The organism is Bacillus sp. FSL K6-0255 (assembly GCF_045040725.1).
Taxonomy (GTDB): Bacteria; Bacillota; Bacilli; order Bacillales; family Bacillaceae; genus Bacillus; species Bacillus subtilis.
Genome location: NZ_CP150278.1, coordinates 475523 through 488358 on the forward strand (window position 1 = coordinate 475523; position 12836 = coordinate 488358).

The window sequence follows — 12836 nt, forward strand, 5'->3', positions numbered from 1 at the left end:
CTGTACTTGTCATTTACAAAAATACCCGAGATAATGTGTACAAAATCAAAAAAGAAGGATGTTGAAATGAAACTTGACCAGATTGATCTGAATATCATTGAGGAGCTTAAGAAGGACAGCCGTTTGTCGATGAGGGAATTAGGCAGAAAAATTAAGCTGTCGCCTCCATCTGTGACAGAACGGGTAAGACAGCTTGAATCGTTTGGCATCATCAAGCAATACACGCTGGAGGTCGACCAGAAAAAACTTGGGCTTCCCGTTTCCTGTATTGTGGAAGCAACCGTTAAAAACGCGGATTACGAGCGGTTCAAAAGCTATATTCAAACATTGCCGAATATTGAATTTTGCTACCGGATTGCAGGTGCAGCCTGCTATATGCTGAAAATCAATGCCGAAAGCCTCGAAGCGGTAGAAGATTTCATTAACAAAACATCGCCCTACGCGCAAACCGTCACTCACGTCATTTTCTCAGAAATTGACACGAAAAACGGGCGCGGTTAGAGAGTGCCGCGTGAAGTCTGTTATAATAACAGGATGAGCGCGAAAGAAAGAGAAGTGATCAAGCATGTCAAAAACAGTTGTATTAGCTGAAAAACCTTCAGTCGGCCGGGATTTAGCCCGGGTGCTGAAGTGCCATAAAAAAGGAAACGGTTATCTCGAAGGCGATCAATATATTGTGACCTGGGCTTTAGGCCATTTGGTGACGCTTGCTGATCCGGAAGGCTACGGGAAAGAATTTCAATCATGGCGCCTAGAGGATCTGCCGATTATTCCAGAACCCTTGAAGCTTGTGGTGATAAAAAAAACCGGAAAGCAGTTCAATGCAGTCAAATCCCAGCTTACCCGTAAAGACGTCAATCAGATTGTCATCGCGACTGACGCAGGCCGGGAAGGTGAGCTTGTTGCGCGCTGGATCATTGAGAAAGCGAATGTCCGAAAACCAATCAAGCGGCTGTGGATTTCATCTGTGACGGATAAAGCGATCAAGGAAGGTTTTCAAAAGCTGCGCAGCGGCAAAGAATATGAAAACCTGTACCATTCTGCCGTCGCCAGAGCGGAAGCGGATTGGATTGTGGGGATCAACGCCACCCGTGCACTTACCACAAAATTCAATGCCCAGCTCTCATGCGGGCGTGTGCAGACTCCGACGCTTGCCATGATTGCAAAGCGCGAGGCAGACATTCAGGCGTTTACGCCCGTTCCGTATTACGGCATCCGTGCTGCAGTCGACGGCATGACGCTGACGTGGCAGGATAAGAAATCAAAGCAGACGAGAACGTTCAATCAAGATGTAACAAGCCGTCTGCTAAAAAATCTCCAAGGAAAGCAAGCGGTCGTAGCTGAGCTGAAAAAAACAGCGAAAAAAAGCTTTGCGCCTGCGCTTTATGATTTAACGGAGCTGCAGCGTGACGCCCACAAGCGCTTCGGTTTTTCTGCCAAAGAAACGCTTTCTGTCCTGCAGAAGCTATATGAGCAGCATAAGCTCGTCACATATCCGCGGACGGACTCTAGATTTTTATCCAGTGACATCGTCCCGACGTTAAAAGACCGTCTGGAAGGCATGGAAGTAAAACCGTATGCCCAATATGTCAGCCAAATTAAAAAACGCGGCATTAAATCTCATAAAGGATATGTCAATGACGCGAAGGTGTCAGACCACCACGCGATTATCCCGACCGAAGAGCCGCTCGTTCTCAGCAGTCTGAGTGATAAAGAACGAAAGCTGTATGACCTGATTGCGAAACGTTTCCTGGCTGTATTAATGCCTGCATTCGAATATGAGGAAACAAAGGTCATCGCAGAAATCGGCGGAGAAACCTTTACGGCGAAAGGCAAAACCGTGCAGTCGCAAGGGTGGAAAGCCGTTTATGATATGGCGGATGAGGATGATGAGCAGGAGGATGACAGAGATCAGACACTTCCTGCGCTTCAAAAAGGCGACACACTTGCCGTCCGCACGTTAACGGAAACAAGCGGCCAAACGAAGCCGCCTGCCCGCTTTAATGAAGGAACCTTGCTGTCAGCGATGGAAAACCCAAGCGCGTTTATGCAGGGAGAAGAAAAAGGCCTCGTCAAAACGCTTGGAGAAACAGGCGGCCTCGGCACGGTGGCAACGCGTGCCGACATTATTGAAAAACTGTTCAACAGCTTTTTAATCGAGAAAAAAGGCCAAGATATTTTTATCACATCTAAAGGAAAACAGCTCCTGCAGCTTGTTCCGGAGGATCTGAAATCACCGGCCTTAACAGCAGAATGGGAGCAAAAGCTGTCTGCGATCGCGGCCGGCAAATTGAAATCGGCTGTTTTTATTAAAGATATGAAGGCTTACGCTCACCAAACGGTAAAAGAAATCAAAAACAGCAGCCAAACCTTCCGACATGACAACATTACGGGAACGGCATGTCCGGAATGCGGCAAAATGATGCTGAAAGTAAACGGCAAACGCGGGACGATGCTCGTGTGCCAAGATCGTGAATGCGGAAGCAGAAAAACGATTGCCCGAAAAACAAACGCACGCTGCCCAAATTGCCATAAAAGAATGGAGCTTCGCGGCCAAGGCGAGGGCCAAACCTTTGCGTGTGTGTGCGGTCACCGTGAAAAGCTCTCTGTATTTGAAAAACGAAAAAACAAAGACAAAGCGCGTGCTACCAAACGGGACGTATCCTCTTATATGAAAAAACAAAATAAAGATGAGCCGATTAACAACGCGCTGGCAGAACAGCTGAAAAAACTCGGTTTGGATAAATAATAAAAAAACCTGTGCCTATCGCACAGGTTTTTTATTGGACTTAGGTCCTGTTTTCTTAATGTTCAAAAAGGGAAAAAAAAGCTAGCAATCTGCATTTTTTTTCTTTTATAGTAAATGTACTTTGTAACATGGCAGTCATATTTTCGTCTATAACTATTTGTGAGCGTCTGATTTGCTTCAGGCGACAAAGGGGGATTTGCCTGTGAGGCATGTACTAATTGCTGTCATCTTATTCTTCTTATCTATCGGACTTTCCGCAGGGTGTGCTGAAGCTGGAAACAAGACCCAAAATCAGTCGGCGACAGAAGTGAATGCCAGCCCGCTCCAGCCGGCGGAATATTTCATCTATCACAATTTAATGAATGACAAAGGGCTGATCAAAACCGATTTTTCAGACCAGCCTTCTTACTTGTCGGAATCTCTCGGACTGTGGATGGAGTTTCTGCTCAGCAAAAATGACGCACCACATTTCCAGGATCAATATCAGCATCTGACTGATTCATTTCTGATGAGCAATCACTTGGTGACGTGGAAGATTCAAAATGGCCAAGCGAGCGGGACGAATGCGCTGATAGATGATATGAGAATTATGCTGTCTCTTGACCAAGCCGCCGCAAAATGGGGCCGCAGCGACTACGCGCAAACGGCTAGGGATATCGGCACGTCTTTGAAGACATACAATATGAACAACGGGTTTTTTACAGACTTTTACGACTCACAGGCCGCTTCAAAGGATGTGACGCTTTCATACGTCATGCCTGATGCCTTAGCTGTCTTAAAGAAGAATGGAATCATAGACGAAGAAACAGAACAGCGGAATGCCAATGTTCTCTATTCAGCTCCTTTAAAAAATGGCTTTCTGCCGAAGACATACAGCTCGGAGACGAAGGAATACACATATGATAGTGAAATCAACCTGATTGATCAGCTTTACGCTGCTTGGCATTTGCCGGAAGGGGATGAAAAAGCATCTGTTTTAGCGGACTGGATCAAGCAGGAATTTCAGAAAAACGGAAAGCTGTACGGGCGGTATTCGGCATATACGAAGGAGCCTGCCGTCCAATATGAGTCTCCATCCGTATATGCCTTAGCCGTATTGTTTTTGACAAAACAGCATGAAAACAGTTCTGTCATCAAAGCCATATATGATAGAATGAATGACTTTGAAATTCATGATCCGGTGAAATCGTATTATGGAGGCTATATGAGCGGCACTCAGACGCATTCATTTGACAATCTGCTGCCGCTGTTAGCCGAAAGGAAGCTTTTTAATGAAAATATCATTCAGTGAATCACAAAAATTATTTGCTTATTTTTCAGGGCTCATCGCGGCCCTGTCTTTGTTTATTTATTATGTGTCAGCCCAGCAATCAGAAGGTGCTCTGATCCTTTGCATCACATTTGGCGTCATCGCCGCAGGCATCTGGTTCGGCCCGATTTACGCGCTGGCAGTGACCTTAATCGTACTCTTTGTTCTCGGCACCTTAATGATGTTTTTCCAGACTGGACAGACATCGCTCTTTCCGGCTGAGGAAGGGCTGCGAATGCTTGTCGTGTGGGGAATCGCGCTTTTGCTGTTTTCTTTTATTTCTGGAAGAATCCACGATATTACAGCAGAGCTTCGGCGCTCAATGACACGGCTTCAATCCGAAATTAAAAGCTATGTTGCTGTTGACAGAGTGACTGGTTTTGATAACAAGCAAAGGATGAAGCTGGAACTTTCAGAAGAAATCAAGCGGGCGGAGCGCTACGGCAATTCTTTTGTGTTTTTGCTGCTCCATATGCATTATTTCAAAGAGTTTAAGTCTTTGTACGGTGAAAAAGAAACGGACCGCCTCTTCCAATATGTCGGTCAGCAAATCAGGACAAGCGTTCGGGAAACGGATAAGAAATTCCGTCCCTCTGACGAGCGTATCGGGATCGTGCTGACGCACACGCCTGCTGAACATATGCCGGCCGTTCTGACTAAGCTGAAGAAACAATTGGATACATATCAGCTGGAAAATGGAAAGTATGTGTCGCTTACGTTCCACGTTTGCTATTTGCCCTACCGCAACGATATCCAAACAGCTGATCAATTTTTAGAAGAACTGGAAAACGAGATGATGATGAATGAACTATAAAGGAATCACATTGCTATGCGTCATGATGCTTCTATTTTCAGCTATTGCGTCTTTTCCCGTTTCTGCGCAAGCGAAAGATCAGGATGCCGGCATTCTCATCATCTACTCAACCTTGGACGGCAAAGAGTCGTCACAAGTCAAAATGCTCGATTTGCTTGCGGGCCACTTTACATCCCATGTGACAGTCAAAAAAGATTCAGACGTTGAAGCGTCGGATTTCAAAGGGAAAGACCATGTGATTTATTACGGCCAAACGAAAAGAAAGCTCAGCCAAAAATTGCTGTCTCTTATCAGCGGCGTGAAAAAACCGGTTGTCGCCATTGGCTATAACGCAGGCCAAATCAGCCAATTTTCTGGGCTTTCATTAGCCCGCAAAGAAAATGTGTTTCAGGTTCACAGCAGGTCAGAAAAGGCCGATGTGTCTCTGGAAAGCGGGCTTAACGTGCTGAGTGTATCAGGCCTGAAAGGAACGGCGCTTTACACCTTCAAAGCGGATGAAGGCACAACGCATTCTTTTATATGGAAAACAAAAAAAGGGAATGTGTACATTGGATTAACAAATTTGTTAAATGACAATTTGATCGTGGCGAAACAGCTCAGAGAAGCTTTCGGAGAGAAGGCGGGGACGACGTTATTGTATTTGCGTCTCGAGGATATCAGCCCGATGTCTGATGAAAAACTGCTGCTTCAAGCCGGTACATACCTGCATAAGCGGCATATTCCTTTTATCCTGGCGGTCATTCCGGTTTACTTGAATCCGGAAACAGGCGACAAAGTGTATTTGTCTAATCAACCGAAGATGGTCAAGGTGCTGAAGAAGCTGCAAAGCATGGGCGGCAGTATCATAGTTCACGGCTATACTCACGCTTATCGCTACAGTGAAACAGGAGAGGGATTTGAATTTTGGGATGCAAAGGCGGATCAGCCGATTACATCCGGAAATGCCGAAGCCCCCCCGTCCATTTTGGAGAAAGAACAGGACTTCCCGAACGAACAAGCCTATCACAGCTATCTTGAACCATTTCGGGAAAAGGAAGAAACGTATACAAAACAAAAACTGACGCGTGCCATTGAGGATTTGACATCATCGGGTCTTTACCCGCTGGCGTTTGAAGCGCCGCATTACACGATGTCCGAATATGGCTATCAAATCGCCTCGCAGTATTTTACAAGCATTTTCGGCCAGGTCCAGCTCAGCAGCACAACATGGAAAACATCCGGTGCACCTCCGTTTGTGACTGCTCCTTCGATGCTGCACGGAATGACGCTTTATCCGGAAACGATCGGCTTTGTCGACACATCGAAGCAAAACCCGCTCGGTGAGATGGAGGAGCATATCTCCCAGATGATTGATTTTGAAGGCGGAGTAGCCGGAGGATTTTATCACCCGTACCTTGGGATGAAATATCTGCCTGAGCTGGTTGATCAGATGGAACGCATTCCAGACAGTGAATGGCTTGATTTAAAGAAAACGAAACAAACCGTCAAAACAGACAAAGTGGAAATTCATACAAGCGGTGACGGAACGATTCAGGTGAAAAACGGCGTAAGCCCCATTTACGAGTTTTTCGATCATCACCGGCAAACCCCTCTGGAAAAGGCGTTATGGATTCTCTCCGCTGTTGTGCTCTTATTTGTCATCATGTTTGTCAGTTATACGTTTTACTTGAGAGCCACATTGAAAAAACGAATTTTTAAGGAGAGAAGAAGCCTTGGGTAATACGCTGTTCTTTATCTCGCTAAGTTTAATATGGGTTATGCTTCTCTACCACATGTTCCTCATGCAGGGCGGGTTTCGCCACTATATGACCTTCGAACGGAATATCCCGAAGTGGAGAGAAAATATGAAGGAACTGCCGAAGGTCAGCGTCCTCATCCCGGCGCATAACGAAGAGGTTGTGATTCGGCAGACGCTGAAGGCCATGGTCAACCTTTATTATCCGAAGGACCGGCTGGAGATTATCGTCGTTAATGATAATTCATCAGACCGGACGGGTGATATCGTCAATGAATTTTCCGAGAAATACGATTTCATCAAAATGGTGATTACGAAGCCGCCAAATGCAGGAAAAGGAAAATCCTCTGCACTTAACTCGGGTTTTGCCGAATCGAACGGCGATGTGATCTGTGTGTATGACGCCGACAACACGCCTGAGAAAATGGCCGTGTATTACCTCGTGCTCGGCCTGATGAATGACGAAAAGGCAGGCGCCGTGGTAGGGAAATTCCGCGTCATCAATGCGGCAAAGACGCTGCTGACGAGGTTTATTAATATCGAAACGATCTGTTTTCAGTGGATGGCCCAGGGAGGCAGATGGAAGTGGTTCAAAATCGCCACGATCCCAGGCACCAACTTCGCGATCCGCAGAAGCATTATCGAAAAGCTCGGAGGCTGGGATGACAAAGCGCTCGCTGAGGATACTGAGCTGACCATCCGGGTATATAATCTCGGCTATCACATCCGCTTTTTCCCTGCCGCCATCACGTGGGAGCAGGAACCGGAAACATGGAAGGTATGGTGGCGCCAGCGCACCCGATGGGCGCGCGGCAATCAATATGTCGTGCTCAAATTTTTGGCGCAGTTTTTTAAGCTGAAACGAAAACGGATTATCTTTGATTTGTTTTATTTTTTCTTTACGTACTTCCTGTTTTTCTTTGGCGTGATCATGTCAAATGCGATTTTTGTAGTGAATTTGTTTTATGATTTGCATTTGTCTGTTGGATTTTTGGCAATGATTCTCTGGATTTTGGCGTTTTTCTTATTTATGACAGAGGTCATGATTACGTTGAGCATTGAAAAAACAGAAATGAACAAGCAAAACTTTTTTATCGTATTTCTCATGTACTTCACATACTCGCAGGCATGGATTGTGCTTGTTATCTACTCTTTATTCGTAGAAATCAAGCACCGTTTATTCAAGCAAGAGGTCAAATGGTACAAGACAGAACGATACAATCAACATAAAAGCGGGTGACCTTTTTGAAACAAATAATGATTTTTCTCACAAGCTTCATGCTGCTGGCGATGACTGGACAAACGGCTCTTGCCAAAGACGTACAGGTCAGCGGTTCGCTCCTTGGGAAAAGCAGCCAAGAACAAGCCAAACAGCAGGTGCTGACAAGCGAGCTGATTACACTGTATGGATCAAAAGACAGCGCAGAGCTGACGTATCAGATCCCGGCAGGCGCCTCTTCGGGCAATCAGCAATTGGTAATCGAATACGAGGCATCAAATCTTTTAATTTCTCCATCATCGTTAACGGTTGTCATTGATGATGAACCGGTCAAGACGTTAAAGCTTGATGGTGATTCCAAACGGAAAACAGTGAAGCTGAATCTGAATAAAAGCCAGTCTGCGCAAGGCTATCACAACGTATCGCTGAAATTCTACGGCGTAATGAAAGAGGGCGTGTGCGTCAGACAGGATACATCAGGCAACTGGATCAAAATTTATCCGGACAGCCGGCTGACACTTGCTGACAGCAGTGAAGCGAAGGGAACGTCGCTGGACCATTATCCGTATCCTTTCGCCCAATCTGGAAATACAGCGGAAGAAACAGCTATCGTCATTCCGGATAACCCAAGTTCAGCAGAAATAGAAGCTGCTGTTAAAACAGAAGGCTATTTGAAAACGGTGGACAGCAGTGTCAGTATTGCGTATGTCACGGAATCTGAACTGAAAAAAATCGATAAGCCGACGATTGTTATCGGCGTGGACAAGCATTGGAACGGCAAAGTGAAAAAACTGTTGAAACAAGCCGGGCTACAGGCAAAAGGAGAAAACCTTCTGCTTGCGGAGCGGGTGCTGAAAGCAGAGGGCAAACAGCAGCCGGTTCTGTTTGCGCAAGCGGCGTCCGAGGACGCGCTCACAAAAAAAATCAGCGTGATGACAGATCAGACATATACAGGCCAGCTCAGCGGCGATACACTTTCAATCAGCAAGCTTCAGCAGACTGAAAAAAAAGAAAGCGATAAGCTGACCCTTGAGAATTTTGGAGCGGGTGATATCACAATTGGAGCCGACAAAACATCTTCAGCACATTATTTTTATCCGGCTTCGGCTGTTTTAGATGAAAACCAATCGGCGAAGCTGTCGCTTAAACTGAAAAAGTCTGAAACGATTCAAGCCTCAACGGCTGAAAACGAGTCAGCCTCTCAGGCTGCAGAACTGAAAGTGATGATCAACGGCCAGCCGCACTCGGTCCGGCTTGATGAATTAGGAAAAGAAGATAAAAACGGATTCTATCATGTCACAGTGAAAGTGGACCCTAAGCTGCTGCAAAAAAACCGCTACATTGATATTCAGTTCGTCACGACCGGTTTAAAGGAAAACAACCCTTGTAACACCACTGATGAAGAAAAGTGGGTTTTTATCGATAAAAACAGTACATTATCATACGCCATCAAAGGCATGTCCCCGTCAGCGGATTTTCAAGAGTGGCCGCTGCCTTACGCCGGAAACCAGGATCAAACAACGTTAATCGTGCTTCCTGACACCGTAAGCCAATCGAAGCTAGAGGAGCTTTCTCTCGTAACAGAATCCTTTGGCAACGAAGCACAGCATTCATATACGGTAAAGAAATCATCTGACGTTACAGCAAATGATGCGAAAGGACGAAACCTCATTTTCATAGGAGGGATCAATCAATTTTCTCTTCTGAAGGAGAAATCATCAGATCTGCTTGTGCCGCAGGAAAAGAACGGCTCGTTTGATGTATCTAGTTTCGAGATGCTGAATGAGACGACAAAACAAGTGGTATTTACCCAAGCATCGGTTTGGGATTCACGCTATACAATGGCTGTCTTTGCACCGTCAAAAGGAGATGGCACGGCTGTCACAAAAGAGATCATCAGTTATCTGAACAGCAACGATGAGTCGGCAACCGTCCTTAATGAAACAAACAGCCAGCAGGTGTTTACAAACCACCAGCAGCTCAAATCGGAAACAAACAGTTCCGATGCAGAACAACCAACACAGGATCATAGCCAGAAATGGATGTATATTGGTGTGCTGGCACTCATTATGGTGGTTGCGGCAGTGTTCATTTGGATTGCCGTAAGACGCAAAAAAAGAAAGACAGATACAGAATAAAACAGAGGCGATTTTAGCCTCTGTTTTTTTATTTTTGGTAAGTAAATTCCATTTGTGGAACCTGTCATTTTATTTTTTTCTCTCAGCCAATAAGCCTCTTTACAACGTGCGGGAACGGGAGTATGATCTCTTTTAGAAAACAAATCGCTTAATCTGAAATCAGAGCGGGGGACCCAATAGAACGGCTTTTTGCCGTTGGGGTGAATCCTTTTTAGGTAGGGCTAACTCTCATATGCCCGAATCCGTCAGCTAACCTCGTAAGCGTTCGTGAGAGGAGATGAATGAAACCTGTGTTCGATGTTATGGCACAGGGGCATCCGTTTGCCTCTGTGTTTTTTGTTGTTCATTTTTGAATGCAAATCGCATACAGAGACATCATAGCAGAAAGGACTATCATCAACATGTGAGAGCAAGACACTGATGGATGTTTTATTGTTTTAATTGAAAAATGAGAAATTAAAAGGGGAAGACATCGATGTATCATTCAATCAAACGTTTTTTGATTGGGAAACCACTAAAATCCCAAGCAGCTGGAGAGCAAAAACTGACGAAATTAAAAGCCTTGGCTATGCTTTCCTCAGATGCGCTGTCATCTGTCGCATATGGGACAGAACAAATTCTAATCATTTTGGCAACAATCAGTGCAGCCGCATTTTGGTACTCCATTCCGATTGCGGTTGGCGTTCTCATCTTGCTGCTCGCACTGATTCTTTCATACAGGCAAATTATTTACGCTTATCCGCAGGGCGGCGGGGCGTATATCGTTTCTAAAGAAAATCTCGGTGAAAAACCGGGATTGATTGCGGGCGGTTCATTGCTTGTTGATTATATTTTAACAGTAGCGGTAAGTATTTCCGCAGGCACGGATGCCATCACGTCAGCCTTTCCTGCATTGCATGATTATCATGTGCCGATCGCTATTTTTCTCGTGTTAGTGATTATGATTTTGAACCTGCGCGGGCTTTCGGAATCAGCATCCATACTTGCCTACCCGGTTTATCTGTTTGTGGTGGCGCTTTTGGTTCTCATTGCAGTCGGGTTGTTTAAACTTATGACAGGACAAATAGACCAGCCAGCCCATCATACATCGCTCGGCACACCTGTAGCCGGCATTACGCTATTTTTGCTGCTTAAGGCTTTTTCCTCCGGATGCTCAGCGTTGACCGGGGTTGAGGCCATTTCTAATGCGATTCCTGCATTCAAAAACCCGCCTGCGCGAAACGCGGCAAGAACGCTTGCGATGATGGGGATTTTGCTGGCGATTCTGTTTTCCGGCATCACGGTTCTCGCGTACGGGTATGGTACGGCGCCGAAACCTGATGAAACAGTGGTTTCACAAATTGCGTCCGAAACCTTTGGGCGGAATGTGTTCTACTATGTCATCCAAGGTGTCACATCGCTTATTTTGGTTCTTGCGGCAAATACGGGATTCTCAGCCTTCCCGCAGCTTGCCTTCAACCTGGCGAGAGACCAGTATATGCCGCGAATGTTTACAGTCAGGGGCGACCGCTTAGGCTTCTCAAATGGGATTATCTTTTTAGGCTTTGCCTCCATTGTTCTCATTATCTTATTCGGGGGACAGACGGAGCACTTAATCCCGTTATATGCTGTGGGCGTATTTATTCCATTTACGCTTTCACAAACCGGCATGTGCATGAAATGGATCAAGCAAAAACCAAAAGGCTGGATCGGAAAAATGCTGATCAACTCCTGCGGCGCTCTGATATCATTTATGGTTCTATCCATTCTGTTTGTGACGAAGTTTAATGTCGTATGGCCTGTGTTAATCTTTATGCCTATCGTCGTTTTGCTGTTTTTTGCGATTAAAAATCACTATACTGCGGTTGGTGAACAGCTTCGCATCGTAGACAAAGAGCCGGAAGAAATCAAAGGCACCGTTGTGATTGTGCCTGTGGCCGGTGTCACCACCGTCGTGCAAAAATCGATTCACTATGCGAAATCACTGTCCGATCAGGTGATCGCCGTTCACGTGTCATTTGACAGAGAACAGGAAAAGAAATTCGAAAAACGTTGGGAAGAGCTTAATAACGGAGTGCGTCTCGTGACGCTTCACTCCTCTTACAGAAGCCTTGTCCATCCGTTTGATAAGTTTTTGGAAACAGTTGAGGCAAAAGCGAAGAAGGAGCAGTTTTCCGTTATGGTGCTGTTTCCGCAATTTATAACGAAAAAACGCTGGCACACCATCCTTCACAACCAATCGGCCTTCCTCCTCAGAGTCCGGCTGTTCTGGAAAAAGGACATAATGGTTGCCACACTGCCGTATCATTTTAAAAAGTAAAGCTCTAGGACCAAGGGAATCACCTTGGTCCTTTTTAGCGGGAAAAGGAGGTATGGGGGTGTATACACAAGGTGCTTTTGTGATCGTATTGAACGAAAGTCAGCAAATTCTGCTGGTGAAACGAAAAGATGTCCCTCTATGGGATTTGCCCGGCGGCAGGGTTGATCCCGGGGAATCGGCTGAGGAAGCGGCAGTGCGGGAGATATTGGAAGAAACGGGATACAATGCAGCGCTTTCTGCGAAAATAGGTGTTTACCAAAGGCCAAAGTTTCAAGATGAACAGCATCTGTTTTTCGGAAGCATTACAGGCGGACAAGCAATGGCTGACGGCACAGAGACAGCGGGATTAAAGTGGGTTTCCCCGGGGCGTTTGCCGCTTTTTATGGTGCCGAATCGAAAAAGGCAGATCAATGATTTCAAGAACGGCGCTCAAGATGTAAATGTCACCGTCAAGGATAGCGGGTTGCTCGCGGCGATCGACCTGTTGAAAAGAAGACTGGGCAAGCGATTCAGGTCTCCGGGTTTTAAAGCCTTTCTCCTGTGGTATTGAAAAAAGGAAAAAGGAGGATACGT

Annotated in this window: 9 protein-coding genes and 1 riboswitch; all 9 genes read left to right on the forward strand. The window is 45.8% G+C overall.

Going from position 1 to position 12836, the window contains the following annotated elements; all coding sequences use genetic code 11:
- Positions 1-66: 66 nt before the first annotated feature.
- The 9 genes from lrpC to mutT all read left to right on the forward strand — a co-directional run bounded on the left by lrpC (position 67) and on the right by mutT (position 12813).
- Positions 67-501, forward strand: coding sequence for a transcriptional regulator LrpC (lrpC, locus tag MHB62_RS02425; RefSeq protein WP_003246585.1), 435 nt, complete (start codon positions 67-69; stop codon positions 499-501).
- Positions 502-565: 64 nt separating this feature from the next.
- On the forward strand, positions 566-2749 hold the full coding sequence (locus MHB62_RS02430) for a DNA topoisomerase III (protein WP_029317313.1): 2184 nt from the start codon (positions 566-568) through the stop codon (positions 2747-2749).
- 202 nt (positions 2750-2951) lie between these two features.
- Positions 2952-4040 (forward strand): lipoprotein, encoded by a 1089-nt coding sequence (locus MHB62_RS02435; protein WP_003246551.1) that lies wholly within the window; start codon positions 2952-2954, stop codon positions 4038-4040.
- Entirely contained in the window at positions 4021-4872 is an 852-nt protein-coding gene (gene epsK, locus MHB62_RS02440; RefSeq protein WP_003246541.1) for a cyclic-di-GMP receptor EpsK, read from the forward strand. The genes MHB62_RS02435 and epsK overlap by 20 nt, the downstream gene beginning before the upstream one ends.
- A 10-nt stretch (positions 4873-4882) precedes the next feature.
- Positions 4883-6592 (forward strand): DUF2334 domain-containing protein, encoded by a 1710-nt coding sequence (locus MHB62_RS02445; protein ID WP_404978350.1) that lies wholly within the window; start codon positions 4883-4885, stop codon positions 6590-6592.
- A complete protein-coding gene (locus tag MHB62_RS02450) occupies positions 6585-7847 on the forward strand; it encodes a glycosyltransferase (protein WP_003246697.1) in 1263 nt (420 codons plus the stop codon). The genes MHB62_RS02445 and MHB62_RS02450 overlap by 8 nt, the downstream gene beginning before the upstream one ends.
- A 5-nt stretch (positions 7848-7852) precedes the next feature.
- Positions 7853-9964, forward strand: a complete 2112-nt coding sequence (locus MHB62_RS02455) for a cellulose biosynthesis cyclic di-GMP-binding regulatory protein BcsB (RefSeq protein ID WP_003246598.1) — start codon at positions 7853-7855, stop codon at positions 9962-9964.
- 135 nt (positions 9965-10099) lie between these two features.
- Positions 10100-10243: riboswitch (cyclic di-AMP (ydaO/yuaA leader) on the forward strand.
- 196 nt (positions 10244-10439) lie between these two features.
- Entirely contained in the window at positions 10440-12263 is a 1824-nt protein-coding gene (gene kimA / locus MHB62_RS02460) for a potassium transporter KimA (RefSeq protein WP_003246693.1), read from the forward strand.
- Positions 12264-12321: 58 nt separating this feature from the next.
- A complete protein-coding gene (mutT, locus tag MHB62_RS02465; RefSeq protein ID WP_048217621.1) occupies positions 12322-12813 on the forward strand; it encodes an 8-oxo-dGTP diphosphatase MutT in 492 nt (163 codons plus the stop codon).
- Positions 12814-12836 lie beyond the last annotated feature (23 nt).

What these genes read in the sequence shown, in the direction of transcription:
- lrpC (WP_003246585.1), top strand. Translation starts at nt 67, where the DNA reads ATGAAACTTGACCAGATTGATCTGAATATCATTGAGGAGCTTAAGAAG.
- MHB62_RS02430 (WP_029317313.1), top strand. Translation starts at nt 566, where the DNA reads ATGTCAAAAACAGTTGTATTAGCTGAAAAACCTTCAGTCGGCCGGGAT.
- epsK (WP_003246541.1), top strand. Translation starts at nt 4,021, where the DNA reads ATGAAAATATCATTCAGTGAATCACAAAAATTATTTGCTTATTTTTCA.
- kimA (WP_003246693.1), top strand. Translation starts at nt 10,440, where the DNA reads ATGTATCATTCAATCAAACGTTTTTTGATTGGGAAACCACTAAAATCC.